At 67.7% G+C, this 23,883-nt stretch carries 22 protein-coding genes; 14 read left to right on the forward strand and 8 right to left on the reverse strand.

Translation table 11 applies throughout. The features are described from left to right. The first annotated feature begins 1 nt into the window (after position 1). From BUR94_RS06360 to BUR94_RS06375, 4 genes are read left to right on the forward strand one after another with little or no spacing between them, the layout of a single operon-like run. Positions 2 to 448: a C40 family peptidase gene (locus tag BUR94_RS06360; RefSeq protein ID WP_074255385.1), complete on the forward strand. Its 447-nt coding sequence runs from the start codon at positions 2 to 4 to the stop codon at positions 446 to 448. Beyond that, entirely contained in the window at positions 448 to 4,380 is a 3,933-nt protein-coding gene (locus BUR94_RS06365; RefSeq protein WP_074255386.1) for a baseplate multidomain protein megatron, read from the forward strand. The genes BUR94_RS06360 and BUR94_RS06365 overlap by 1 nt, the downstream gene beginning before the upstream one ends. Next, the gene (locus BUR94_RS06370; RefSeq protein ID WP_074255387.1) at positions 4,373 to 5,083 is read left to right on the forward strand and encodes a DUF2793 domain-containing protein; all 711 of its coding nucleotides are present in this window, start codon (positions 4,373 to 4,375) and stop codon (positions 5,081 to 5,083) included. Before BUR94_RS06365 ends, BUR94_RS06370 begins: the two co-directional genes overlap by 8 nt. Continuing rightward, positions 5,083 to 5,382, forward strand: coding sequence for a DUF7742 family protein (locus BUR94_RS06375; RefSeq protein ID WP_074255388.1), 300 nt, complete (start codon positions 5,083 to 5,085; stop codon positions 5,380 to 5,382). Before BUR94_RS06370 ends, BUR94_RS06375 begins: the two co-directional genes overlap by 1 nt. Before the next feature lie 3 nt (positions 5,383 to 5,385). On the opposite strand, the gene BUR94_RS06380 is transcribed toward BUR94_RS06375, so the two are convergent. Beyond that, a complete protein-coding gene (locus BUR94_RS06380) occupies positions 5,386 to 5,724 on the reverse strand; it encodes a TraR/DksA family transcriptional regulator (RefSeq protein ID WP_074255389.1) in 339 nt (112 codons plus the stop codon). Positions 5,725 to 5,815: 91 nt separating this feature from the next. Here BUR94_RS06380 and cysE point away from each other — a divergent pair, with 91 nt between their 5' ends. Both cysE and BUR94_RS06390 read left to right on the forward strand, forming a co-directional pair. Next, a complete protein-coding gene (gene cysE / locus BUR94_RS06385) occupies positions 5,816 to 6,625 on the forward strand; it encodes a serine O-acetyltransferase (RefSeq protein ID WP_074255390.1) in 810 nt (269 codons plus the stop codon). A gap of 68 nt (positions 6,626 to 6,693) precedes the next feature. Further along, positions 6,694 to 7,137, forward strand: coding sequence for a DUF4174 domain-containing protein (locus tag BUR94_RS06390; RefSeq protein ID WP_245794387.1), 444 nt, complete (start codon positions 6,694 to 6,696; stop codon positions 7,135 to 7,137). 52 nt (positions 7,138 to 7,189) lie between these two features. Here the strand turns inward: BUR94_RS06390 and BUR94_RS06395 are convergent, their stop codons facing one another. The 6 genes from BUR94_RS06395 to BUR94_RS06420 all read right to left on the reverse strand — a co-directional run bounded on the left by BUR94_RS06395 (position 7,190) and on the right by BUR94_RS06420 (position 13,793). Beyond that, on the reverse strand, positions 7,190 to 8,485 hold the full coding sequence (locus BUR94_RS06395; protein WP_074255391.1) for a pyruvate dehydrogenase complex dihydrolipoamide acetyltransferase: 1,296 nt from the start codon (positions 8,483 to 8,485) through the stop codon (positions 7,190 to 7,192). Positions 8,486 to 8,497: 12 nt separating this feature from the next. Beyond that, on the reverse strand, positions 8,498 to 9,871 hold the full coding sequence (locus BUR94_RS06400; RefSeq protein ID WP_074255392.1) for a pyruvate dehydrogenase complex E1 component subunit beta: 1,374 nt from the start codon (positions 9,869 to 9,871) through the stop codon (positions 8,498 to 8,500). Between the two features lie 14 nt (positions 9,872 to 9,885). Beyond that, positions 9,886 to 10,908, reverse strand: a complete 1,023-nt coding sequence (pdhA, locus tag BUR94_RS06405) for a pyruvate dehydrogenase (acetyl-transferring) E1 component subunit alpha (RefSeq protein WP_074255393.1) — start codon at positions 10,906 to 10,908, stop codon at positions 9,886 to 9,888. 203 nt (positions 10,909 to 11,111) lie between these two features. Beyond that, a complete protein-coding gene (locus tag BUR94_RS06410; protein WP_074255394.1) occupies positions 11,112 to 11,414 on the reverse strand; it encodes an FtsB family cell division protein in 303 nt (100 codons plus the stop codon). A gap of 142 nt (positions 11,415 to 11,556) precedes the next feature. Next, complete coding sequence (locus tag BUR94_RS06415) at positions 11,557 to 12,450, reverse strand: fructose bisphosphate aldolase (protein WP_074255395.1); 894 nt, start codon at positions 12,448 to 12,450, stop codon at positions 11,557 to 11,559. Between the two features lie 164 nt (positions 12,451 to 12,614). Next, positions 12,615 to 13,793: a phosphoglycerate kinase gene (locus BUR94_RS06420; RefSeq protein WP_074255396.1), complete on the reverse strand. Its 1,179-nt coding sequence runs from the start codon at positions 13,791 to 13,793 to the stop codon at positions 12,615 to 12,617. 131 nt (positions 13,794 to 13,924) lie between these two features. Between BUR94_RS06420 and BUR94_RS06425 the strand changes: the two genes are divergently transcribed. The 4 genes from BUR94_RS06425 to BUR94_RS06440 all read left to right on the forward strand — a co-directional run bounded on the left by BUR94_RS06425 (position 13,925) and on the right by BUR94_RS06440 (position 16,657). After that, entirely contained in the window at positions 13,925 to 14,425 is a 501-nt protein-coding gene (locus tag BUR94_RS06425; protein ID WP_074255397.1) for a peptidylprolyl isomerase, read from the forward strand. Next, complete coding sequence (locus BUR94_RS06430) at positions 14,418 to 15,023, forward strand: peptidylprolyl isomerase (protein WP_074255398.1); 606 nt, start codon at positions 14,418 to 14,420, stop codon at positions 15,021 to 15,023. The genes BUR94_RS06425 and BUR94_RS06430 overlap by 8 nt, the downstream gene beginning before the upstream one ends. A 74-nt stretch (positions 15,024 to 15,097) precedes the next feature. Further along, the gene (locus tag BUR94_RS06435) at positions 15,098 to 16,072 is read left to right on the forward strand and encodes a DUF3179 domain-containing protein (protein ID WP_074255399.1); all 975 of its coding nucleotides are present in this window, start codon (positions 15,098 to 15,100) and stop codon (positions 16,070 to 16,072) included. Between the two features lie 105 nt (positions 16,073 to 16,177). Further along, on the forward strand, positions 16,178 to 16,657 hold the full coding sequence (locus tag BUR94_RS06440) for a VOC family protein (protein ID WP_074255400.1): 480 nt from the start codon (positions 16,178 to 16,180) through the stop codon (positions 16,655 to 16,657). Here BUR94_RS06440 and BUR94_RS06445 read toward each other — a convergent pair. Then, positions 16,654 to 17,514 (reverse strand): alpha/beta fold hydrolase, encoded by an 861-nt coding sequence (locus tag BUR94_RS06445; protein WP_175570430.1) that lies wholly within the window; start codon positions 17,512 to 17,514, stop codon positions 16,654 to 16,656. The two genes, BUR94_RS06440 and BUR94_RS06445, sit on opposite strands and share 4 nt — an antisense overlap. A 131-nt stretch (positions 17,515 to 17,645) precedes the next feature. Here BUR94_RS06445 and BUR94_RS06450 point away from each other — a divergent pair, with 131 nt between their 5' ends. The 4 genes from BUR94_RS06450 (at position 17,646) to BUR94_RS06465 (ending at position 23,758) form a co-directional block, all read left to right on the forward strand. Beyond that, positions 17,646 to 18,842 carry a multidrug effflux MFS transporter gene (locus BUR94_RS06450; RefSeq protein WP_074255402.1) on the forward strand — a complete coding sequence of 399 codons (1,197 nt, stop codon included), beginning with the start codon at positions 17,646 to 17,648 and terminating at the stop codon, positions 18,840 to 18,842. A 123-nt stretch (positions 18,843 to 18,965) separates the two neighbouring features. Next, positions 18,966 to 22,151, forward strand: a complete 3,186-nt coding sequence (locus tag BUR94_RS06455; protein WP_074255403.1) for a methyl-accepting chemotaxis protein — start codon at positions 18,966 to 18,968, stop codon at positions 22,149 to 22,151. Positions 22,152 to 22,190: 39 nt separating this feature from the next. Next, a complete protein-coding gene (cheB, locus tag BUR94_RS06460; RefSeq protein WP_074255404.1) occupies positions 22,191 to 23,234 on the forward strand; it encodes a chemotaxis-specific protein-glutamate methyltransferase CheB in 1,044 nt (347 codons plus the stop codon). Beyond that, the gene (locus BUR94_RS06465) at positions 23,231 to 23,758 is read left to right on the forward strand and encodes a chemotaxis protein CheD (RefSeq protein ID WP_074255405.1); all 528 of its coding nucleotides are present in this window, start codon (positions 23,231 to 23,233) and stop codon (positions 23,756 to 23,758) included. Before cheB ends, BUR94_RS06465 begins: the two co-directional genes overlap by 4 nt. Positions 23,759 to 23,883: the final 125 nt, after the last annotated feature.

Genomic DNA, 23,883 nt, shown 5'->3' on the forward strand with positions numbered 1-23,883 from the left:
CATGAGGGTGGGGGAGCAGGTGGTTGCACTGGCCCGCGGCTGGATTGGCACGCCCTATCGGCATCAGGCTTCGTGCAAGGGCGCCGGCTGCGACTGCCTGGGCCTGCTGCGCGGGGTCTGGCGCGAGTTGTGGGGTGAGGAGCCCGAGGCGGTGCCGGCCTACAGCCGCGATTGGTCGGAGCCGGCGCGGGAGGAGGCGCTCTGGGCCGCGGCACGGCGGCATCTGGTCGAGAAACCGGCCTGTGCTCCGGATGCTGCAGGCGATGTGATCCTGTTCCGGATGCGCCAGGACGCTGTGGCCAAGCATCTGGGCATCCAGGCCCGGATCGGCGCGGAAACCAGTTTCATCCATGCCTATTCCGGGCACGGGGTGGTGGAGAGTTCGTTCACGCGGCCCTGGGCGCGTCGCGTGGCGGCGAGGTTCGAGTTTCCCGGAGGGATGATCTGATGGCGACGATACTTCTTTCGGCGGCGGGCGCGGCGCTTGGCTCCACCTTGGGTGGCACCTTTCTGGGCCTCTCGGGGGCGGTCATCGGGCGCGCCGTCGGCGCCACCCTGGGCCGGGTCATCGACCAGCGGCTGATGGGGCAGGGCAGCCAGGTCGTGGAGACCGGCAAGGTCGAGCGTTTCCGGGTGACCGGGGCGAGCGAAGGCGCGCCGATCGGGCAGCTCTACGGGCGGATGCGCGTGGGCGGACAGGTGATCTGGGCGACCCAGTTCAAGGAGACCGTGCACGAGGAGAAGACCGGCGGAAAGGGTGCGCCGAGCGGTCCAACCGTGCGGAGCCACAGCTACTCGATCAGCCTGGCCGTGGCCCTCTGCGAGGGCGAGATCGGGCGTGTCGGGCGAATCTGGGCGGACGGGGTTGAGCTGGCTCCCGGCGACCTGAACATGCGCGTCTACACCGGCAGCGAAGACCAGTTGCCGGACCCGAAGATGGAAGCCGTGGAAGGCGCGGGTACGGTGCCGAGTTACCGTGGCGTGGCCTATGTGGTGATCGAGGATCTCGAGCTGGGCGATTTCGGCAACCGGGTGCCGCAGCTGTCGTTCGAGGTTGTCCGTCCGGTCAGCGAGGCGGTGGACACGCCGGAAGCCCGCAGCCTCAGCCGCGTGGTCAAGGCGGTGGCGCTGGTGCCGGGCACGGGCGAATACGCCCTGGCCACCACGCCGGTGCACTACAGCTTCGGCCAGGGGCGCAGCCAATCGGCCAACGTCAACAATCCGACCGGCAAGACCGACTTCGCGGTGTCGCTCGACATGCTGGGCGAGGAACTTCCGGCCTGCGGATCGGTCTCGCTCGTGGTGAGCTGGTTCGGCGACGATCTGCGCTGCGGTTCCTGCGAGATCAAGCCGAAGGTGGAGCAGGGGGAATTCGACGGCAAGCCGATGAACTGGAAGGTCAGCGGCCTGAGTCGCGCGGCCGCAGACCTGACACCGCGCGACGAGGAGGACCGGCCGATCTACGGTGGCACGCCGGCGGATGCGGCGGTGGTGGAAGCCATCGGAGCCTTGAAAGCCGCGGGTCAGCAGGTGGTGTTCTACCCCTTCATCCTGATGGACCAGCTTGACGGCAATGGTCTCCCGGACCCGTGGAGCGGCGCGGCGGATCAGCCGAGGCTGCCCTGGCGCGGACGGATTACCCAGTCGGTCGCGGCAGGGCGCCCGGGATCGCCCGATGGCACCGCCGCCGCCGATGCCGAGGTGGCCGCTTTCTTCGGTGCCGCCGATGCGAGCGACTTTTCCGTGAACGGAAAGGTCGTGGCCTACGCGGGCCCTGAGGAATGGTCGTTCCGGCGGTTCATCCTGCATTATGCGCATCTCTGCGCGGCGGCCGGAGGGGTCGATGCTTTCTGCCTCGGCTCGGAGATGCGCGGCCTGACACAGATCCGGGGTGCGAGCGGCTTTCCTGCGGTTGCGCAGATGCAGGCCCTCGCGGCCGAGCTGCGCGGCATCCTGGGGCAAACCTGCAAGATCGGCTATGCGGCGGACTGGAGCGAGTATTTCGGCCACCGGCCGGAGGACGGCTCTGGCGACGTGTACTTTCATCTCGATCCACTCTGGGCGGACTCCAACATCGACTTCATCGGCATCGACAATTACATGCCGCTCTCCGATTGGCGCGATGGCGAAGATCACGCCGATGCCGGGATGGGCGCGATCTACGACCTGGACTATCTCAAGGCCAATGTCGCAGGCGGCGAGGGGTACGACTGGTACTACGCGCATGAGTCCGCGCGCGAGCACCAGATCCGCACGCCGATTGCCGACGGAGCCCATGGCGAGGACTGGATCTATCGCTACAAGGATCTGAAGGGCTGGTGGCGAAACACCCACCACGAGCGCATCGGCGGCGTCCGGCAGGCCTCGCCCACCGATTGGGTGCCAGAGAGCAAGCCGATCTGGTTCACCGAACTGGGCTGCGCCGCGCTCGACAAGGGCACCAACCAGCCAAACAAGTTTCTCGACGTCAAGAGCTCCGAGAGCGGCCTGCCGTATTACTCCGACGGCACGCGCGATGACCTGATCCAGGCACAATACCTGCGGGCGGTTTCGGCGCATTTCGAGGAAGCGGGCAACAACCCGGTGTCAGCCGTGTATGGCGGGCCGATGGTCGACATGAGCCGCGCCCATGTCTGGGCCTGGGATGCGCGACCCTTTCCCTATTTCCCGGCGGCGCTCGACCTCTGGAGCGACGGCGAGAATTACGCGCGCGGGCATTGGCTGAACGGTCGGGTGACAAGCGAGGCGCTGCCGGCGGTGGTGGCCGAGCTCTGCCTGCGTTCAGGCCTCGATCTCGACAGCCTGGACCTGGAGCGGCTGCACGGCCTGGTGCGCGGCTTCAGCGTTTCCGAGATCGACGGTGCGCGCGCGGCGCTGCAACCCTTGATGCTGGCCTTCGGCTTCGATGCCGTGGAGCGCGGTGGCGTGCTGCGGTTCTCCAGCCGCAACGGGCTCTCGGGCGGAATGATCGAGCGCGAGACGCTGGCCGTCACCGACGATCTGGACGCCGACATCACGCTCGTCCGGTCGCCTGCGGCCGAGACTGCGGGCAAGGTGCGGCTCAACTACGTGGAGAGCAACGGCGACTACGAAGTGCGTGCTGCCGAAGCGATCTTTCCCGACGAGGTGACCTATGCGGTGTCCCAGTCTGAGTTGCCCCTCGCGCTGACCAATGGCGAGGCACAGGCCATCGTTGAAAGGTGGCTCGCAGAAGCGCGCGTGGCACGCGACACGGCGCGGTTTGCGCTGCCCCCTTCGATGCTGGGGATCGGGGCAGGGGATGTGATCACCCTGCCGACCGAGGACCGGATGGCCGCCTATCGGGTGGATCGGGTCGAGCAGGGCGCGAGCCAGATCATTGATGCCGTCCGGGTGGAACCCAACATCTACAGGCCGAGCGACGCCATAGATGATCCGGTGGCTCTGGTCGGCTTCGTGCCGCCTCTGCCCGTCTACCCGCTGTTCCTCGACCTGCCGCTGCTCACCGGCGCGGAAGTGGAACACGCCCCCCATGTGGCGGTGACGGCGGTGCCGTGGCCGGGGACAGTTGCCGTTTATGGCTCTGTCACCGGTGAGACCTACGATCTGAACCGGCTCATTTCGTCCCGCTCGATCATCGGCGTGACCGAGACTGCTCTGGACGCGGCGCGCCCCGGGCAGTGGGATCGCGGTGCGCCGCTGCGGGTACACCTCAGCACTGGCGCGCTTTCATCGGCGACCGAAGCGCAGGTGCTCGCGGGCCGTAACGCGATGGCCATCGGTGACGGGAGTTCGGGCAACTGGGAGATATTCCAGTTCATGACCGCAGACCTCGTGGCCGGGCGCACCTACGAGCTGAGCCTGCGCCTGAGGGGGCAGCTTGGCACCGACGGGCTGATGCCGGGGTCCTGGCCGGTCGGCAGCCAGGTCGTGCTGCTGGACGGCAGCCTGACGCAGCTCGAACTGGCCAGCGCGGCCCGGCGGCTTTCGCGTATCTATCGGATCGGCCCGGCAGGGCGACCCTACACCGACCCGTCCTACGTGGAGCAACAGGCGGCCTTCGACGGCAACGGCCTGAGGCCCTACGCCCCGGTGCATATCAAGGGCCGCCGGGATGCGGCGGGCGACCTGCATGTGAGCTGGGTGCGGCGGACGCGGATCGACGGCGACGGGTGGGAGGTGCCGGAGGTGCCGCTCGGGGAGGCGAGCGAAGCCTATCTTGTTCGGGTGGTTCAGGGCGGGGCGGTGGTGCGCGAGGCGACATCGTCGAGCCCGGCCTGGACCTATGGCGCACCGCATCAGGCCGGCGACGGTGTGACGGGGACGTTTGAAATTCACGTGGCGCAGATCTCCGAGCGCTACGGACCGGGTCTTTTTGGAAAGGGTGAAATGGATGGCTGAGACCACGCAGCTCAAACTGCCGCTTGTTCAGGCGAGCCAGGCACAGAAGCATGTGACAGTGAACGCCGCTCTGATGCGGCTCGACGGGCTGGCGCAACTGCGCCTGCAATCGGCCTCCACGGCCACGCCGCCCGCGGTCGTTGTCGACGGTGCGTGCTGGTTCGTGCCCCCAGGGGCGGTCAACGCTTGGGCGGGCCAAAGCGGCAAGCTGGCCATCGGCGACAATGGCGGGTGGGATTTTCTTGCGCCGCAGGTCGGGTGGCGGGCCTGGATCGTCGACACCGCGACCGACGCGCTCTGGGACGGCACCGCATGGCAGCCGCCGCTGATGGCGGCCAGTCCCTCGGGGGCCGCGTCGCGGATGCAGGTGCTCGAGTTCGACCACAGCCTCGGGGCCGGAGCCACCAGCACGACAACGACGCAGGTGCCGCCGAACGCCATGGTCTTCGCCGTGTCCGCACGGGTCAGCACGGCGATCACCGGCACGCTCTCGAGCTGGAGCTTCGGCATCAACGGGTCGGAAGGCCAGTTCGGAACCGGGCTCGGGCTGGGGCAGGGAAGCTATTGCACCGGTCTGCTCGGCGCGCCGACCACATGGTATTCCGCCACGCCCCTGAAACTGACCGCGGTCGGTGGCGACTTCGCCGGCGGCGCGATCCGGGTGGCGGCGCATTACTACACGATCGAACTGCCCGGCCTGTGATGCGACCACTTCATCACAGCGACATCTGCGAGGTCGTCCGGGTGCTCCTTCCGCTCAGCGAGGAGGAGCGCCCGCGCGCGTTGGCGAGGTTCATCGCCTTCGCGGACGCGGCCGACAGGTTTCGCCAGGTCACCGGACGCATGCATCGCGCCTGGGGCGATGGCACCCTGGGGGCGGCGGTGGCGCGGCAGCCGCGCCATCCGGCTCGGAGTTTCGAGGATTTCGACTATGCCCAGTGCTGGTCCATGGTCCTCGAGGCCGTCATCCGGTTTCGGACCGGCCGGAGATTGAGCCCCTGAGGGTCAGCCCCGGGCACAGGAGATGCAAAGAGCTGCCGCAGGGTCGTGATCCAGACGCGCGGCGGCAATCTCCTCCCCGCAATCGGTGCAATACCCGTATTCCCCTTCATCCAGCCGCGACAGAGCGGCCCTGATCCTGCGGTCTTCGGTCGCCCGGTTCCGGCTGGCGGCCTGTGCCATGGCTTGCGATTGCAGCGCATCCATGCGGCTCAGCCGCCCCACGGCCTGCTGGTCGAGCTGCACCACCTTCCTTCCGTCTCGACCAAGCCGCTCTTCGTTGGCCAGCTCCTCCAGGCGTGCCAGGAGCCGGGCGCGAATCCCCTGTGGCCGGTCGCCCTCCATCACGATGCGTTTTCCTCCCCATTTGCCATTGCAATTGGCCATGCGGGCCTATCTGGGCTAATAGGCTATCAGCACGCGCAAGGACATGACCATGGCCCAGACCAAGAGCAAGCTGACCGAAGTCGATCCGGTATGGGATCGCATCATCCGCGAGGGCGAGGAGGCGATCGGCCTCGAGCCTCTTCTCGGCGGGTTGATGCATTCCTGCGTGTTGCACCACAAATCCATGGAGCAGGCTCTGGCCTTCCGGATCTCGATGAAGCTGGCCTCGGGCGAGATGTCGGAGCAATTGCTGCGCGAAATTGCCGATGAGGCCTATGCCGCAGACCCCGCCATCGGCCAGGCCGCCCGGGCCGACCTGGTGGCGGTCTACGAGCGCGACCCGGCCTGCCACCGGTTTCTCCAGCCGCTGATGTATTTCAAGGGATATCAGGCAATCCAGGCCTACCGTGTCGGCCACTGGCTCTGGGAGCAGGGCCGCCACGACATGGCCTATTTCTTCCAGATGCGGATTTCCGAGGCCTTCGGGGTCGATATTCACCCCGCCTGCCGTGTCGGCAAGGGCATCTTCCTCGATCACGCCCACTCGGTCGTCTTCGGCGAAACGGCGGTGGTCGGTGACAACGTCTCGATCCTGCACTCGGTGACCCTGGGCGGCACCGGCAAGGAAGATGAGGACCGGCACCCCAAGATCGGCGATGGCGTGCTGATCGGCGCGGGTGCAAAGGTGCTGGGCAACATCAAGGTCGGCTGCTGCTCGCGCATCGCGGCAGGCTCCGTGGTGCTGCATGACGTGCCGCCCGAGAGCACCGTGGCGGGCGTGCCGGCCAAGATCGTCGGCAAGGCCGGCTGCTCGCAGCCCTCCGTCTCGATGAACCAGCTGCTCGGCGGGGCCGACTGACGGCGGGCGCCCTGATCCATTCGGGCGCCTGATGCGTTGTTCTCCTGACGCAACGGACGGAGAACCCCATGCCCCTCGGATCAACCCGCTATCCCCTCGCCCTTACCCTGGCCTTTGCGGCCGCCGGAATGGGCGCGGGCCCGTCTGATGCCGACGGCCTCGCCCGCGACCTCGCGCCGGGCGCCGATGCGCTGGCGCCCTGGCGCTGGCAGAAACGCCCGGTGGTGATCTTCGCCGAGCATCCAGACGATCCTCAGCTCGACCAGGCTCTTGCAGCGCTCGCCAGTGTCCGGGCGGCGCTGGCAGACCGCGATATCGTGGTTCTGACCGATACCGACCCCAGAGCAGCCACAGCCCTGCGCCAGCGGTTCGCGCCCGAGGGGTTCGCGATGCTGCTCTTCGGCAAGGACGGCGGCCTCAAGCTCCGGTCGGGCCAGGCGATCGCCCCCGAAACCCTCTTCGCAACCATCGACGCCATGCCGATGCGCCGGCAGGAGATGCGACGCGACTGAAACGCAAAAGGGCCCCGCCGAGGCGAGGCCCTTTGCAATCGTTCCGGCCCGTTCAGGCCAGCATCACCATCGGGTTCTCGAGGTTGTCGACCAGCGCCTGCAACAGCTGCGCGCCGAGCGCCCCGTCGATCACCCGGTGATCGACCGAGAGGGTGACGCTCATCACCGTGGCCACGGTCAGCTCGCCATCGGCGCCCACCACCGGCTTCTTCACGCCCGAGCCCACCGCGAGGATCGCGCCGTGGGGCGGGTTGATGACGGCGTCGAAGTTGTCGATGCCGAACATGCCGAGGTTGGAGATCGCGAAGCTGCCGCCCTGATATTCATGCGGCGCGAGCTTGCGGTCGCGGGCACGGCCCGCGAGGTCCTTCATCTCCGCCGAAAGCGCCGAGAGCGACTTCAGATGCGCGTCCTTCAGAACCGGGGTGAAGAGCCCGCCGTCGATCGCCACGGCCACGGCCACGTCGGAGGGCTTCAGCTTCAGCATCCGGTCCCCGGCCCAGACCGCATTGGCATCGGGCACCTGCTGGAGCGCCAGCGCGCTGGCCTTGATGATGAAGTCGTTGACCGAGAGCTTCACGCCCCGACCTTCCAGCTGCTTGTTCAGCTGGGCGCGGAACTTCATCAGCGCATCGAGCTTGATGTCGCGCCGCAGGTAGAAGTGCGGGATGGTCTGCTTGGCCTCGGTGAGACGCGCGGCAATCGTCTTGCGCATCCCGTCCAGCTTGACCTCCTCGAAGTCCCGGCCTTCGTACATCTTGAGCACGGCATCGGTGGAGGGGCCGGCGGGGGCTGCGGCGGCAGCAGCCGGGGCAGGGGCCTTGGCGGCCTCCTTGGCGGGTGCGGCGCCGGGCTGCGCGTTCTCGACATCGGCCTTCACGATCCGCCCATGCGGGCCGGAGCCCTTGATGGCCGAAAGGTCGACGCCCTTGTCCTTGGCGATCCGGCGGGCGAGCGGCGAGGCAAAGATGCGCTCCCCGTCACGGGCCGGGGCGGCCGGAGCCGCGCTGGCGGCCGGGGCAGGGGCCGCCTCGGCCTTCTCTTCCTTGGCAGGAGCCGCCGCCTTGGGCGCGTCGCCGCCAGCCTTGATGTCATCGGCGCTCTCGCCCTCTTCGAGCAGCACCGCGATGGGGGTGTTCACGGCCACCCCCTCGGTGCCCTCGGCCACGAGGATCTTGCCGATCACGCCTTCATCGACGGCTTCGAACTCCATCGTCGCCTTGTCAGTCTCGATCTCTGCCAGCAGGTCGCCGGACGAGACGGTATCGCCCTCCTTCACCAGCCATTTTGCAAGGGTGCCTTGCTCCATGGTGGGGGAGAGGGCGGGCATCAGAACTTCGGTGGGCATCGCTCTCTCTCCTTACCGGTAGGTGACTTTTTTCACGGCCTCGATCACCTCTGCGGTGGTCACTAGCGCGTGTTTCTCGAGGTTGGCGGCATAGGGCATGGGCACGTCCTTGCCGGTGCAGTTGATCACGGGGGCATCGAGGTAGTCGAAGGCCTCCTGCATCAGCACCGAGGAGATGTGCCCGCCGATGGAGCCCACCGGCCAGCCCTCCTCGACCGTGACGCAGCGGTTGGTCTTCATCACCGACTTGACCACGGTGGCCGTGTCCATCGGGCGCAGCGTGCGCAGGTCGATGACCTCGGCGCTGATCCCGTCTTCTGCAAGTTTTTCAGCCGCTTCCAGGGCGTACTGCATGCCGATCCCGAAGCTGACGATGGTCACGTCCTCGCCCTGCCGCCAGATCTTCGCCTTGCCGAAGGGCACGGTGAAATCGTCCAGCTTGGGCACGTCGAAGGTGCGGCCGTAGAGGATCTCGTTCTCGAGGAAGATCACCGGGTTCGGGTCGCGGATTGCCGTCTTCATCAGGCCTTTGTAATCGGCCGCCGAGTAGGGCATCACCACCTTCAGGCCGGGGATCATCGCGTACCAGGCCGCGTAGTCCTGGCTGTGCTGGGCCGCCACGCGGGCCGCGGCGCCGTTGGGGCCGCGAAATACCATCGGCGCGCCCATCTGGCCGCCCGACATGTAGAGCGTCTTGGCGGCAGAGTTGATGATGTGGTCGATCGCCTGCATGGCGAAGTTGAAGGTCATGAACTCCACGATGGGCCGCAACCCGCCGAAGGCCGCGCCGGTGGCGATGCCGGCAAAGCCGTGCTCGGTGATCGGCGTGTCGATCACCCGCTTGGGCCCGAACTCGTCGAGCATGCCCTGGGAGATCTTGTAGGCGCCCTGGTACTCGGCCACCTCCTCGCCCATCAGGAACACGGTGTCGTCCTTCCGCATCTCCTCGGCCATGGCATCGCGCAGGGCCTCGCGCACGGTGGTCTGCACCATCTCGGTGCCCTCGGGCCAGTCCGGCGAGGCATCGACCTCGGGCGCCTTGGGCGCTTCCGCCTTCGCGGCGGCCGGGGCGGGGGCGGTCTCTTGCTTCGGCGCCTCCTCGGCCTTGGCCGACCCGGCGCTCTCGGCGGCGGAGGCATCCTCGCCGTCTTCCAGGATCACCGCGATGGGGGTGTTCACCTTTACCCCCTCGGTGCCCTCGGAGACGAGGATCTTGCCGATGACGCCTTCATCGACGGCCTCGAATTCCATCGTCGCCTTGTCGGTCTCGATTTCGGCCAGGATGTCACCGGACGATACGGTATCGCCCTCCTTCACCAGCCATTTTGCAAGCGTGCCTTCCTCCATCGTCGGAGAAAGCGCGGGCATGAGCAGTTCGGTTGCCATCGTCAGTTCTCCCCTCAGGCTTCCTGCGGCGCCACTTCGGCGTAGATATCGGTCCAGAGTTCCTCGAGCGCGGGCTCGGGGCTCTCCTTGGCGAACTCGGCGCTCTCGTTGACGATATCCTTGATCTCCTTGTCGATGGCCTTCAGGTCATCCTCGGAGGCATGGCTGCCCTCCAGCAGCATCGCGCGCACCCGCTCGATCGGGTCACGCTCCTCGCGCATCTTCTGCACCTCCTCGCGGGTCCGGTACTTGGCCGGGTCCGACATGGAGTGCCCGCGGTAGCGGTAGGTCTTCACTTCCAGGATGTAGGGGCCGTCGCCGTTGCGGCAGTGCGCCACCGCCTTTGCGCCGGCCTCCTTGACGGCCATCACGTCCATCCCGTCGACGATCTCGCCGGGGATGCCGAAGGGGATGCCGCGGGTATGAATGTCTTCGGTCGAGGTCGAGCGGGCCTGCGAGGTGCCCATGGCGTACTGGTTGTTCTCGATGACGAAGATCACCGGCAGCTTCCACAGCGCGGCCATGTTGAAGGTCTCGTAGACCTGCCCCTGGTTGGCCGCACCATCGCCGAAATAGGTGAAGGTCACGTTGTCGTTGCCGCTGTACTGGTCGGCAAAGGCGAGGCCTGCGCCGAGCGGCACCTGGGCGCCGACGATGCCGTGGCCGCCATAAAAATGCTTCTCCTTGGAGAACATGTGCATCGAGCCGCCCTTGCCCTTGGAGTAGCCGCCCTCGCGGCCGGTCAGCTCGGCCATCACGCCCTTCGGATCCATCCCGCAGGCCAGCATGTGACCGTGGTCACGATAGGAGGTGATCCGCTTGTCGCCTTCCTTCGAAGCCGCTTCGAGTCCCACCACCACGGCCTCCTGGCCGATGTAGAGGTGGCAGAAGCCGCCGATCAGGCCCATGCCGTAGAGCTGGCCGGCCTTTTCCTCGAACCGGCGAATGAGCAGCATGTCGCGATAGTAGGTGAGCAACTCGTCCTTCGACGTGTTGGACTTCGCAGGTGTCTTCCTGGTGGTCTTCCGAGCCGCCATGGCAGCCTCTCCTCCCCGAGTCTGAAAAGTAGTTTAACGTTGAACCATGTATTAGCATCGCCCATCCGGGGATGCACATGAAAATTTGACACGGGGGGCAGGGTCTGACGTTCCGCCTGTAAACACAAGCGGTTAACGCATCAGATTCAGGGATGATTGGCAAAACACCGCTACCTGCGCCATGCCGCGGTGCAGAGACGACCTCAGCGGATGACGATCTCGTCGGCGCGGATCAGGCCCAGAACGTCGCGCGCCTGCTGGTCTAGCAGGTCGAGGTCGAGGTAATCGTCCGACATCCGGTGCGTCTTGTTGCGCAGGGCCGCAACCTCGACCTTCAGCCGCTCGCGCTCGAGCTTCAGCTCGCTCGCCTCCGCCTCGATCTCGATGCGACGGAACAGCCCGTAGTCGCCCTGGACCGCCGCAAAGGTGAAGTAGAGCCCGAGCGAAAGCGTCACGGCGAAATAGATCACCACGCCAAAAGCCGGTCGTCTGCGAGAAACTGCCATACCGTCGTGCCTCGTTGTCGCGGGCCTCTTTGCGGGCCTCGTCGGTGCAGGCTCGCACGAAACGGCTGTCAGGTTAATCCCCTTCTGCGCGGGCAGAAGGAAATTTCTCGAACCACTGTGGCAATTTAGCTGGCGCGCGCGCTCAGCCGGCGACAGAGGCCGCGTGAATCGAGCGGATCGCCGCGCCGAGCGTCTCGTTGAACTCGCCATCCGACTGGCTGTCGGAGAGCCCTTCGGTCAGCGCCCGCGAGAAGCTCGCCACCATGCCGGTGTTCTGCGCCAGGCGCGTGTTGGCCTCCTCGCGCGTGTACCCGCCCGACAGCGCCACCACCTTCAGCACGCGCGGGTGGTCGACCAGCGGCTTGTAGTGGTTGGGCTGCTCGGGCAGCGTGAGCTTCAGCATCACGTCCGAGGTGCCGGGCAGGGCGTCGAGCCGCTTGAGGATCTCGTCGCGCAGCAGGGCCTCGGCCTCGAGTTTGTCGGAGGCATTGATGTTGATCTCCGGCTCCAGGATCGGCACCAGCCCGTGTTCCAACACCTGCGCGCCCAGCTCGAACTGCTGCGCCACGTTGGCGGCAATGCCCGCCGGGTTGGCGGCATGAATCACCGAGCGCTCCTTGGTGCCGAAGATCCCCTTCTCGGCGGCGCGCGTCAGCAGCTCCGAGAGGCCGGGGATCGGCTTCATCAGCTGCACGCCGTCCTTTTCCTCTTCCAGCCCCTTGTCGATCTTGAGAAACGGCACCACCCCGCGCTCCTCCCAGAGAAACTGCGCGGCGGGCTTGCCCGCGATGTCGCGGTCCATTGTCTTTTCGAACAGGATCGCGCCGATCACCTTGTCGCCGGTGAAGGCCGGCGCGGTGGCGATGCGCGCGCGCATCTGGTGAATCAGGTCGAACATCTCTTCGTCGGTGCCGTAGCTGGATTCGTCCACCCCGTAGAGCCGCAGCGCCTTGGGCGTGGAGCCGCCCGACTGGTCGAGCGCCGCAATAAAGCCCTGACCCGCTGCGATCTTCTGTTTCTGCTCGGCGTTCGGCATGGATGGTCCCTCGTTGTTCGACTGTCGGGAGGAGGGATAGCCGGGGCCGTTGGCGAAGGCAAAGGTGATTGCGCTAACGCCGGGCGCCGCTGCCGATCTGCGCCGTCACCCTCGGGTCTGACCCGAGCGAGTCCGCCGGTCACGCCTGCGAATGGCCGCAGGTTTCAGCCGCCAAGCGCCGCCACGCCCGGCAGGGTCTTGCCCTCCATCCACTCCAGAAAGGCGCCGCCCGCTGTGGAGATATAGGTGAACTGGTGCACCGCATTGGCGTTGTTCAGCGCCGAGACCGTGTCGCCGCCGCCTGCCACGGTGATCAGCTCGCCCCGGTCGGTCAGCGCACCGGCTTGTCGCGCGGCGGCATAGGTGGCGGCCCCAAAGGGCATCAGCTCGAAGGCGCCCAGAGGGCCGTTCCAGATCACCGTCTCGCACTCTTCGAAGATGGCGCAGATGTTGGCCACCGTCTTCGGCCCCGCATCGAGGATCATCCCCTCCGCCGGGCAGGCATCGGCGGGGCAGACCTTGTGCGGCGCGCGGGCCTTGAACTCCTCGGCCACCACCACGTCGACCGGCAGGTGGATCCGGCAGCCCGCCCCCTTGGCCTTTTCCAGGATCTCCAGCGCGGTACCGGTCATCTCGGCCTCGGCGAGCGACTTTCCGATCTCGTGGCCCTGCGCCATCAGGAAGGTGTTGGCCATCCCGCCGCCGATGATCAGGTGATCGACCTTGTCGAGCAGGTTGGAGAGCAGCGTGATCTTGGTCGAAACCTTGGCCCCGCCCACCACAGCCGCCACCGGCCGGATCGGGTCGCCCAAAGCGCCCTCCAGCGCCTCCAGCTCCTCCTGCATGTTGCGCCCGACGCAACTCGGCAGCAGATGCGCCACGCCTTCGGTCGAGGCATGGGCCCGATGCGCGGCCGAGAAGGCATCGTTGCAATAGATGTCGCCCAGCGCGGCCAGCTCCTTGGCGAACTCCGGGTCGTTCTTTTCCTCGCCCGGAAAGAACCGCATGTTCTCCAGCAGCAGCACCTGGCCCGGCGCGAGCGTGGCCACCGCCGCATCCCAGCCGCCATCGGCAAAGGCCACCTTCTGGCCCAGCGCCGCCTCCAGCGCCGGCAGGGTGACGGCGAGCGACATCTCGGGCACCACCTTGCCCTTGGGCCGGTCGAAATGCGCCATCAGGATCGGCTTGCCGCCCTTGGCCAGGATGTCCTTCACCGTGGGCACGATCCGGTCGATCCGCGTGGTGTCGGTGACCTTGCCGTTGTCGACCGGCACGTTGATGTCGACCCGCACGAGCACGCGCTTGCCCTTCAGGTCCATGTCGTCGAGGGTTTTCCAGGCCATGTCGCACTCGCTTTCTGTGGGGCGTCCGTTACCCCGTTCTCGCCGGTTTGATCGGTGCGGTCAACGCGGGCCTTTCCCTTCCAGCCCATGGCGCATAGGGTGCGCGCGACTTTGAAAACGAGGAGGCGCATATGGCCGACATCAAGGACCCCGAGAACACCATCCTGATCGAGCTGGAGGGCGGCACCGTGACCGTCGAGCTGATGCCCGACGTGGCCCCCAAGCACAGCGAGCGGATGAAGGAGCTGGCCCGCTCCGGTGCCTACGACGGCGTGGTGTTTCACCGCGTGATCGAGGGCTTCATGGCCCAGACCGGCGACGTGGCCCACGGCAAGGCCGGCGGCGACCTGCGCCGCGCCGGCACCGGCGGTTCCGACCTGCCCAACGTGCCCGCCGAGTTCAGCCGTCTGCCCTTCGACCGTGGCGTGCTGGGGGCGGCCCGCAGCCAGAACCCCGACAGCGCCAACAGCCAGTTCTTCATCTGCTTCGATGACGTGCACTTCCTCAATGGCAACTACACCGTCTATGGCCGGGTGGTCGACGGCATGGAACATGTCGATGCCATCCCCCGCGGCGAGCCGCCCGCGCAGCCCGGCGTGATGAAGAGCGTCAAGGTGGCCGCCGATGTCTGACAGCAAGGTTTTCGCGGGCGGCCTCTTCGCCGTCGGGCTGGCTTTCCTGGCGGCCTTCTTCCTCTTCACCAACGGCACCGTGACCGAGGCCTCCGCGGCTGAAGACACCGCAGGCCCGAACCTTGTCATCACTGTGGCGGGCAAGGGTGAGGTGGTCATCGACCTGCGCCCCGATCTGGCCCCCGAGCATGTGAGCCGCATCGTCGCGCTGGCCGAGGCCGGGGCCTATGACGGCGTGGTGTTTCATCGCGTGATGGAAGGCTTCATGGCGCAAACCGGCGACGTGCAGTTCGGCAAGGGGCCCGATCTCTCGCGCGCGGGCACCGGCGGCTCCGACCTGCCAGACCTTCCGGCCGAGTTCTCCGCCGAGCCCTACCAGCGCGGCACCGTCGGCATGGCGCGTACCAACGATCCCGACAGCGCCAATAGCCAATTCTTCATCATGTTCGCCCCCGCAGGCCATCTCGACGGCCAGTACACCGTGGTGGGCAACGTGCTGGAGGGCATGGAGGTGGTCGACACGATCACCCGCGGCGCCCCCGGCAGCGGCATTGTCGACACGCCCGACGTGATGGAGAGCGTGACCGTTCAGGAGTGAAATAAACCCTGCGTGAGCGGGGGTAGGTAAAGCACCGGACCCATGGCATCCTTGACCCGCAGAGGGAGGGCGCCATGGGTTTTCTTTTTCGGGCCTTGGCCCTTCTGGTGCTCGGCACAGGGCTCGCCAGTGCCGATCCGGGCTTCTGGAAGCACGAGTGGCCCCGCACCGACTTCTCCCGCACCAGCGTCGGCAACTGGGTCGAGATCATCTCGGGCGGTCCGGGCCGGGATGGCATCCCGGCGCTGTCCGACCCGCAGTTCCGCGCGGCCAGGGGGGCAGGGCTGTCGCCCCGCGAGCCGGTGATCACGGTCGAGATCGGCCGCGAGGCCCGCGCCTACCCGCTGCGCTACCTCATCTGGCATGAAATCGTGAACGACCGGATGGGCGGTACGCCCATCGCCGTCACCTATTGCCCGCTCTGCAACTCCGCCCTCGTCTTCGACCGCCGCCTGCGCGGGCAGGTGCTCGACTTCGGCGTGACCGGCAAGCTCCGCCATTCCGACATGGTCATGTACGACCGCCAGACCGAGAGCTGGTGGCAGCAGGCAATGGGGCAGGGGATCGTGGGTGAGATGACCGGCGCCGATCTGCGCCAGGTGCCGAGCTGGATGGAAAGCTGGGAGAGCTTCACCGCGCGCAACCCCGACGGCCGGGTCATGGCCGAGCCGCGGCACAACCGCCCCTATGGCCAGAACCCCTACAAGGGCTACGACAGCTCCGCGCGCCCCTTTCTCTTCAGCGGCGAGATGCCGCCCCACGGCGTGCCGCCGCTGGTCCGCGTGGTCCGCGTCGGAACCCGCGCCTGGCCGCTGCCGCGCGTGGCCGAGGCCGGCGAGATCCGCGAGGCGGGGGTGGTCATCAGCTGGTCCGCCGGGCAGGCCAGCGCGCTCGACCGGGGCGAGATCGCCAGCGGGCGCGACGTGGGCAACATCCGGGTCCGCGACGCCTCGGGCCGCGACATCCCGCACGACCTGATGTTCGCCTTCGCCTTCGCCTTCCACGCCTTCTACCCGCGCGGCCAGTGGATGCTGGGCAAGAGCCGTTAAGGCACGGCGACCTGCCGCCGAGGCCCGCGTCTCCCGTGCACACGGCTTGACTTCCCGCGTGCCTCGTCTAAAAAGTTGATATCAACCTTAATCGGGAGGCGCAGCATGCCCGCGGCCAGGAATACCATCTGCCTGTGGTTCGACAGTGACGCCGAAGGCGCCGCGCACTTCTACGCCAAGACCTTTCCCGAAAGCTCGGTCGACGCGGTCCACACCGCGCCCGGAGACTTTCCGGGCGGAAAAAAGGGGCAGGTGCTGACGGTGCAGTTCACCGTTATGGGCATTCCTTGCCTCGGGCTGAACGGCGGCCCGATCTTTCCGCATACCGAGGCCTTCTCCTTCCAGGTCGCCACCGACGACCAGGCTGAGACCGACCGCTACTGGAACGCCATCGTCGGCAACGGCGGCAAGGAGAGCGCCTGCGGCTGGTGCTCGGACCGCTGGGGCATCCACTGGCAGATCACCCCGCGCGTGCTGACCGAGGCCATGGCGGCGGGCGGTGCCGTGGCCGAACGGGCCTTTGCCGCGATGATGGAGATGCGCAAGATCGACGTGGCCAGGATCGAGGCGGCGGTGAATGGCTAGCCTTGGTCCCGTCCTGCGAACTCGGCCAGCAGCGCGTTGAACCGCGCTGGCTCCTCCCAGAACGGCGCATGGCCCGAGCTCTCGAACACATGCGCCTCGGCATGGGCGAACTCGGCGGCACATTCCTCGAAGATCGGCTTCGGCATCACCCGCTCATGGGCGCCCCAGACCACCAGGCAGGGGGTCTGTGTCGCGCGCGCGGCGGGGCGATAGTCGGCATCGCGCTGCCGCGTCTGGCCGCGAATCTCGGGCGGGCACATCATGTTGAAACCCAGCATGGTGGCAAACGCCTCCGGCGCAGGCTGGCGGTGGAAACAGGCGCGCAGAAAGGCCGTGGTGGCGGCAAGGTTCTCGCGCAGCACCGGCGAGAGCATCCCCCTGGCGATCACGTCGGGGTCGGCCATGCGCAGCTCGCGCGCCTGCGGCGGGATGAACCTGCCCGAGGTCGGCCCGGTGCCGATCATCGCCGTCGCCCGCAGCGCGCCGTCGCCATGCAGGGCGAGGTAGTCGCAAAGCGCCTTGCCGCCCATCGACCAGCCCAGCAGCAGCGGTCGTCGCAGGCCGAGGGCCGCGATGATGGCGGCAATGTCGCCGCCCCAGGGCTCCGACCCGGCATAGGCCGCCTCGTCCACCGGCTTGCCCGAGGCTCCGTGCCCCCGCAGGTCGAAGCCCACCATGCGAAACCGCGCCAGCTCCGGCGCGGCGAACTGCCGGGCAAACGACAGGTGGCTCTGCGACCAGCCGTGAACGAACAGGATCGGCGGGCCATCCGGCGCGCCATATTCGGCCACTGCCAGCTCGGTGCCCCCGTGTCCGGCGATGCGGTGGGTGGCGAAGGGTGCGGGAAGGTCTGTCATGCGGCCCATCTGTCAGCAGAGACAAGTCCGGCGCAAGAAATTTTGCCCGAACTGCTCGACGCCCGGTCTGCCGTCGCTAAATTCACCGCGCCGCCGCGACACGCCGCGCGGCCCAGCTGAAAGGACCCACCATGCCACAGGCCAAAGGCCTCTTCCGGTCTGCGCTCGTTCTCGGCCTGATGTCGATGGTCGGGCCCTTCGCGATCGACATGTACCTGCCCGTCATGCCCGAGATCGGCGCAGCCCTCGGGGCCGACGAGGCCGCCATGGGCGCCACGATCATCGGCTATTTCATCGCCTTCGGTCTCGCGCAGCTGGTCTATGGCCCCTGGGCCGACCAGGCTGGGCGGCGCGTGCCGATCTACGTCGGCCTCGGCATCTTTGCCCTCGGATCCGTCGGCGCGGCCATGGCCGAAAGCCTTGGCACGCTGGTGGCCTGGCGCTTCGTGCAGGGCCTCGGCGGGGCGGCGGTCATGGTGGTGCCCCGCGCGATCATCCGCGACCTGCACACCGGCGCGGAGGCCACGAGGATGATGGCGATGATCATGCTGGTGATCTCGGTCTCGCCGATGCTCGCACCCCTGGCAGGCTCGGGCGTTTCCGCCGTGGCCGGCTGGCGCGCGATCTTCTGGGTGCTGGCCGTCGCGGCGGTGGCCTGCGTGAGCCTGATGCATTTTGCCCTGCCCGAGACCCTGCCGCCGGAACGCCGGGTCAGGGTGAACGTCGCGGCGCTCTCCCGCGTGGCGCGCATGCTCCTGCGTGACCCGAAGTTCATGGGCCTTACCTTCGTCGGCGGCCTCGGCATGGCCAGCTTCTTCATCTTCCTCGCGCTGGCGCCCTTCGTCTACACCCAGGACTTCGGCCTGACGCCGACGCAGTTTTCCCTCGCCTTCGCCGTCAACGCGGCCGGTTTCTTCGCCGCCAGCCAGGCCGCCGGGCCTCTGGCGGACCGGCTGGGGCTCACCCGGGTCGTGCTGGGCGGGGCCACCGGCTTCGGCATCGCCACGGCCACGCTCCTTGCCGTGGTGGCCTCGGGCGCGGGGTCGCTCGCGGTCGTGATGACCGGGCTCTTCATCGGCAACGCCTTCCTTGGGCTGGTGATCCCCACGACGATGGTGATGGCGCTCGACGACCACGGCGAGAACGCGGGCATGGCCTCGAGCCTGGGCGGCACCCTCCAGATGGTGGCAGGCGGCGTGGCGGTGAGCCTGGCCTCGCCGTTCCACGATGGCACGGCAATGCCGATGGTCGCGGCCATCGCGGCTTGCGGCCTGGGGGCAACCCTGTTGGCCTGGGTCATCCTCGGCCGCCTGCGCCAACCCGCCTGAAACCGGTGCCGCGAATTGCGACACTGGTTAAATCTATTTTAGCACCCTTCAGGCATTTCCGGATCCTGAGTGGCGGCCCGTGCCTCGTGAGCCGGCCGCCGTTACCGGACCTGGAGAGAGTGCATGGCCCTGCTGCGCAACATGAACCTGCGGACAAAGCTGCCGCTGCTGATCTTCCTTACCGTTGCCGTCACCGTCGCGGGCCTCGTCGGCCTCGTCACGCGGGAAGGGCTGGCCAATGCCGAGGCCACGGCGGTCGCCCGGCTCGGTGCCACCATGGAGCAGGACAGGCGCGCGGTGCAGGGCTGGGTCGATCAGATCCGCGCGGACCTGACCACCAACGCAAGCGAAGACACCGTGACCGCCGCGCTCGTGAAACTGGCCGGAGCCTATGCAGCCCTGGGAAGCGACCCGACCGGCGTGCTCCAACACCTCTACATTGAGGCAAACCCCCATCCGCAGGGCGAGAAGCACAACTTCGACTTCGCCACCGACGGGTCGGGCTACTCGATCGCCCACAAGCGTTACCACGGCTTCTTCCGGGCGCTGCTTCAGACCCGCGGTTACTATGACATCTTCCTCTTCGATGCCGACGGCAACCTGGTCTACACCGTCGCCAAGGAGCTCGACTTCGCCACCAACATCCAGTCCGGCCCCTGGGCCGAGACCGGCCTGGGCGAAGCCTTCCGCGGCGCGGTCGACAGGGCCGGCGCGGTCGACCCGGTGATGTTCGTTGATTTTGCCCCCTACGGCCCGTCGCACGGGGCGGCGGCCGGCTTTGCCGGTATCGCGATCCTGAATGCCGAGGGCCAGGTGCAGGGTGTGCTCGCCGTCCAGATGCCCACAAACCAGCTGACGCCGCTGTTGTCGGGCTCCGGCAAGGGCGACGGGGCCGTGCAGGTCGTGGTCACCGGGCCGGATGACATGCCGCGCAGCCTGGCCGGTGAGAAGGGCATCGCGCCGGTTCGAAGCGAGGCCCTGACCCGAGCCCTCGCCGGAGAGACCGGGCAGCTTCGCGGGGTTCTCTCGGACGGGACGCCGGGCCTTGCCGTGTACGGCCCGGTGGAACTGGGTGCCTTCACCTGGGCGATCTCGGCTGAGATGAAGGACCAGCACGCCTTCGGCCCGATCCGCAGGCTCATCACCGAAAGCGCCATCGGCGGGGCGGTGCTGCTCGCCATCGCCACCGCTCTCGGCTTCGCCCTGTCGCGCGGGGTGGTTCGCCCGATCAACGGGATGGAGCGGGGCCTCGAAGCGCTGGCTAGGGGAGACTACGCCACACCCATGACCGGCACCGACCGCGGCGATGAACTCGGCCAGATGGCCCGAAGCGGCGAGGCCCTGCGCGAGACCTTGCAGGCCGCGCGCGACGCCGAGCGCGACAACATCTTCCGCGGCGCCGGGTTTCAGGCCAGCTCCGCAGCCATGCTGATGCTCGACGCAGATCTGACTGTCACCTACGTGAATGCCGCCATGACCGACTTCATGGGCCGCCACGCCGCGGAGTTCTCCTCCAACGGGCTGCACGACGGTGACGCCGATATCACCGGGCTCGCGATCGACAGGCTGATGCCCAACCCCGAGAGCCTCCGGCGCGCGGTCGAAGAGCCGGAAGGCCTCCCCAAGACGCTGTTCTTCCGCCTGGGCGACACCCGCTTCGCCATGCGGGTCGGCGTGGTGGCGGATGAGGACGGCCGGACCATCGGCACCGTCGTGGAGCTGTCCAATGCCACCCGCGAGTTCATGGACCGCGCGTTGATGACCACGATCGACAAGTTCCTCTCCACGATCAAGATGGATCGAAAGGCCCGCATCTTCGAGGTCAATGGCACCATGGCTACGGTGCTGGGTCGCACGCCCGAAGACATGGTCGGGTCCACCGCCCTCGACATCTTCAGCTTCGATGAGAACCTGGCCGCGCAGCATGGCAATGTCCTCGAGCGCCTCGAGAAGGGCGAGAGCGTCTTCGGCCTGTTCCGCCTGCGCGGGGCCGACGACAGCAGTCGCTGGCTGCAGGGCGGCTTCTCCCCGGTGCTCGACACCGATGGCCAGCCCGCCATGTTCCTGTTCATGGGCTCCGACATCACGGCCGATCGTGAAAAGCTCCTCTCCGCCGAGCAGGAACAGCTACGCGTCGCAAAGGCCCAGTCGCAGGTCGTGGACGGGCTGCGCGTGGGCCTGACCGCACTGGCCGACGGCGACCTGACCCACCTCATCGAAGAGCGCTTCGCCGCAGAATACGAGGAGCTGCGGCTCAACTTCAACCAGGCCGCCGGCAAGCTCTGCGAGGCCATCGGAATGGTCATGGACAATGCCGGGGCGATCCACCGTGAAGTCGGCGAGATCGCGGCCTCGGCCGACGACCTGTCGCGCCGCACCGAGCGCCAGGCAACGACCCTCGAAGAGACCGCCGCCGCGCTTGACCAGCTCACCTCCAGCGTCCGCTCGGCCGCGGCCGGAGCCGACCGTGCCAATGACATGGTCACCCAGGCGCGCGGCAATGCCGAGCAGGGCGGCGAGGTGGTCAGGGAGGCCGTGGCCGCAATGGGCCAGATCTCCCAGAGCTCCGACCAGATCTCAAAGATCATCAGCGTCATCGAGGACATCGCCTTCCAGACCAACCTGCTCGCTCTCAATGCCGGCGTCGAGGCGGCCCGCGCCGGCGAGGCGGGCCGCGGCTTCGCCGTGGTCGCCTCCGAGGTCCGGGCCTTGGCGCAGCGCAGCTCCGACGCCGCCCGCGAGATCTCCAGCCTCATCTCCTCCTCGGGCGACCACGTCAAGCGCGGGGTCGATCTGGTGGGCCAGACCGGCGAGGCGCTGCGCGGCATCGTCACCAGCGTGTCCGACATCGCCAGCCACGTCTCCGAGATCGCCCGCTCCGCCCGCGAACAGTCCAGCGGGCTCGATGAGATCAACACCGCGATGAACCAGCTCGACCAGGTCACGCAACAGAACGCCGCCATGTTCGAGGAAACCAACGCCGCCAGCCAGGCGCTGTCCACCGAGGCTGACACGCTCAAGAGCACGATGAGCCGGTTCCGCATCGGCGACAGCGCGGCGCATGCGGATGCCCCCGCCATCTCGCCCGGTATCATGCCCGCATCGGTCGCTCCCGCCGGGGCCGCCAGGGCCGTGTCCGCCGCGCCGAAACCCGCGACCGAGGACCAGCCCGCCAGGCCCTCGCTGACCCAGGTGGCGGACCCGGGGTCGCGCTCCCGGCCCGCCGCGACCTTCCGCAGTGGCCGCGCCCCGCAGGGGACGGCCGCGCTCGCGGTCTCGGCCGCCGACGAGGACTGGGAGGAATTCTGATCTCCGCTCCTTGACCCTGAAGCCACGGGAAGGACCGACATGGCAGAAAAGAGACGGGTGGTGATCGTCGACGACAGCCCCAGCATGCGCGCCATGCTCGCGCGGCTCCTGCTCTCCGATGGGCGCTTCGACGTGGTGGGAGAGGCCGGCGACCCCTTCGAGGCGCGCAGCGTCATCAAGGCCACACGCCCCCATGTGGTGACCCTCGATGTGGAGATGCCGCGCATGGATGGGCTGAGTTTCCTCGAGAAGATCATATCCTTGCGGCCATTGCCCGTTGTCATGCTGTCCTCCGGCACCGGGCCGGGCAGCGACCTCGCGGTCGAGGCCCTCGCCCGCGGCGCGATCGACTGCCTCGGCAAGGATGGTTTCGGTGGTCGCGATACCGCGGGTGAGGTTGCGGACCGCATCTTCGAGGCCTCCCTGGCGCGGGTCGAGCCCCGGGCTTCCCGACCCGCGGCTCCCGACCATACCCGCTTTCGCTGGAACGGCCGGATCGTCCTCATCGGATCGTCCACCGGCGGGGTCGAGGCGCTCGAGCGCGTTCTCGGCGCCATGCCGCCCAACGCCCCACCAATCGTTGTCGTCCAGCACATGCCGGCCCCGTTCATGGAGAGCCTCGCGCGCCGGCTGTCTGGCCTGATCGCGCCACGCGTGGTTCTCGCGCGACCGGGGCTAGAACTGGCGCAGGGCATGGTCGTCTTCGCCCCCGGCGGGCCATGCCATCTCGAGCTTCAGATCGGGGCGGGCGTCGGGACGCTTCCGCAGTGCCGGCTGACCGAGGGGGATCTCGTCAGCGGTCACCGCCCCTCGGTCGACCGCCTGTTCCATTCGGCCATCGGCCTCGCGCCGCAACTTCTGGCCATCCTGCTCACGGGCATGGGCCGCGACGGCGCCGCCGGCATGCTCGAGCTGCGCGCCGGCGGCGCGCGCAGCCTCGCACAAAGCAAGGAGAGCAGCACGGTCTGGGGCATGCCCCGCGTCGCCTGGGAGACCGGCGCCGCCGAGGCGCTGGTTCCGCTTGACCGCGTGGGAGACGAGATCCTGGCGATCTGCGGCAAGCAACCTGTTGCGATCGGATGATGCAGAAGGGATCGACCATGCATGTGGCACAGGGCGAGTTCGGGGTCTCCGGCGATCCGGCCATGCTGCTCACCACCATCCTGGGGAGTTGCGTCTCGGTCTGCCTGTGGGACAACCACGCCAGGCTTGGCGGCATGAACCACATCCTGCTGCCCGGCGGCGGCGGAACCGACCTCTACGAGGCGGCCATCGGAGCCAATGCCATGGAACTGCTGATCAACGGCATGCTGAAGGCCGGCGCGCATCGGGATCGGCTCGAGGCCAAGGTCTTCGGCGGCGCGCGCATGATCAAGGCCAGTTCCGACATCGGCGCCCGCAACGGTGCCTTCGTGATCGAGTTTCTTGAACGCGAGAGGATCCCGCTGACCGCGCAATCGCTCGGTGGCACGCAGGGACGCCGGGTCCAGTTCTGGCCAGAGAGCGGCCGTGCCCGGCAGATGCTGATCGCCAAGTTCGACGAGCCGCGGCCCCCGGTTTCCGCGCCCCGACCGGCAGAGGCAGGCGACGACCTCGAGCTGTTCTGACCCATGCGTCGGTCGGGATCGAGTCCAAAGACCGCCGGAGCCATCGGAACGGAGCGCCTCTGCCGCGCCCGGCCTCCGTTCGCTCACACGCTCAGCCAGACATCCATGATTGGCTGGCCGCCAGG

The sequence above is a fragment of the Vannielia litorea genome (assembly GCF_900142295.1).
GTDB classification, from domain to species: Bacteria; Pseudomonadota; Alphaproteobacteria; order Rhodobacterales; family Rhodobacteraceae; genus Vannielia; species Vannielia litorea.

What these genes read in the sequence shown, in the direction of transcription:
- cysE (WP_074255390.1), top strand. Translation starts at nt 5,816, where the DNA reads ATGGCCCAGACCAAGAGCAAGCTGACCGAAGTCGATCCGGTATGGGAT.
- BUR94_RS06380 (WP_074255389.1), bottom strand. Translation starts at nt 5,724, where the DNA reads ATGGAGGGCGACCGGCCACAGGGGATTCGCGCCCGGCTCCTGGCACGC.
- BUR94_RS06465 (WP_074255405.1), top strand. Translation starts at nt 23,231, where the DNA reads ATGATGCAGAAGGGATCGACCATGCATGTGGCACAGGGCGAGTTCGGG.
- BUR94_RS06395 (WP_074255391.1), bottom strand. Translation starts at nt 8,485, where the DNA reads ATGCCCACCGAAGTTCTGATGCCCGCCCTCTCCCCCACCATGGAGCAA.
- BUR94_RS06425 (WP_074255397.1), top strand. Translation starts at nt 13,925, where the DNA reads ATGGCCGACATCAAGGACCCCGAGAACACCATCCTGATCGAGCTGGAG.
- BUR94_RS06365 (WP_074255386.1), top strand. Translation starts at nt 448, where the DNA reads ATGGCGACGATACTTCTTTCGGCGGCGGGCGCGGCGCTTGGCTCCACC.
- BUR94_RS06390 (WP_245794387.1), top strand. Translation starts at nt 6,694, where the DNA reads ATGCCCCTCGGATCAACCCGCTATCCCCTCGCCCTTACCCTGGCCTTT.
- BUR94_RS06420 (WP_074255396.1), bottom strand. Translation starts at nt 13,793, where the DNA reads ATGGCCTGGAAAACCCTCGACGACATGGACCTGAAGGGCAAGCGCGTG.
- BUR94_RS06455 (WP_074255403.1), top strand. Translation starts at nt 18,966, where the DNA reads ATGGCCCTGCTGCGCAACATGAACCTGCGGACAAAGCTGCCGCTGCTG.
- BUR94_RS06415 (WP_074255395.1), bottom strand. Translation starts at nt 12,450, where the DNA reads ATGCCGAACGCCGAGCAGAAACAGAAGATCGCAGCGGGTCAGGGCTTT.
- BUR94_RS06370 (WP_074255387.1), top strand. Translation starts at nt 4,373, where the DNA reads ATGGCTGAGACCACGCAGCTCAAACTGCCGCTTGTTCAGGCGAGCCAG.
- BUR94_RS06375 (WP_074255388.1), top strand. Translation starts at nt 5,083, where the DNA reads ATGCGACCACTTCATCACAGCGACATCTGCGAGGTCGTCCGGGTGCTC.
- BUR94_RS06445 (WP_175570430.1), bottom strand. Translation starts at nt 17,514, where the DNA reads ATGACAGACCTTCCCGCACCCTTCGCCACCCACCGCATCGCCGGACAC.
- BUR94_RS06450 (WP_074255402.1), top strand. Translation starts at nt 17,646, where the DNA reads ATGCCACAGGCCAAAGGCCTCTTCCGGTCTGCGCTCGTTCTCGGCCTG.
- BUR94_RS06430 (WP_074255398.1), top strand. Translation starts at nt 14,418, where the DNA reads ATGTCTGACAGCAAGGTTTTCGCGGGCGGCCTCTTCGCCGTCGGGCTG.
- BUR94_RS06440 (WP_074255400.1), top strand. Translation starts at nt 16,178, where the DNA reads ATGCCCGCGGCCAGGAATACCATCTGCCTGTGGTTCGACAGTGACGCC.
- cheB (WP_074255404.1), top strand. Translation starts at nt 22,191, where the DNA reads ATGGCAGAAAAGAGACGGGTGGTGATCGTCGACGACAGCCCCAGCATG.
- BUR94_RS06435 (WP_074255399.1), top strand. Translation starts at nt 15,098, where the DNA reads ATGGGTTTTCTTTTTCGGGCCTTGGCCCTTCTGGTGCTCGGCACAGGG.
- pdhA (WP_074255393.1), bottom strand. Translation starts at nt 10,908, where the DNA reads ATGGCGGCTCGGAAGACCACCAGGAAGACACCTGCGAAGTCCAACACG.
- BUR94_RS06360 (WP_074255385.1), top strand. Translation starts at nt 2, where the DNA reads ATGAGGGTGGGGGAGCAGGTGGTTGCACTGGCCCGCGGCTGGATTGGC.
- BUR94_RS06400 (WP_074255392.1), bottom strand. Translation starts at nt 9,871, where the DNA reads ATGGCAACCGAACTGCTCATGCCCGCGCTTTCTCCGACGATGGAGGAA.
- BUR94_RS06410 (WP_074255394.1), bottom strand. Translation starts at nt 11,414, where the DNA reads ATGGCAGTTTCTCGCAGACGACCGGCTTTTGGCGTGGTGATCTATTTC.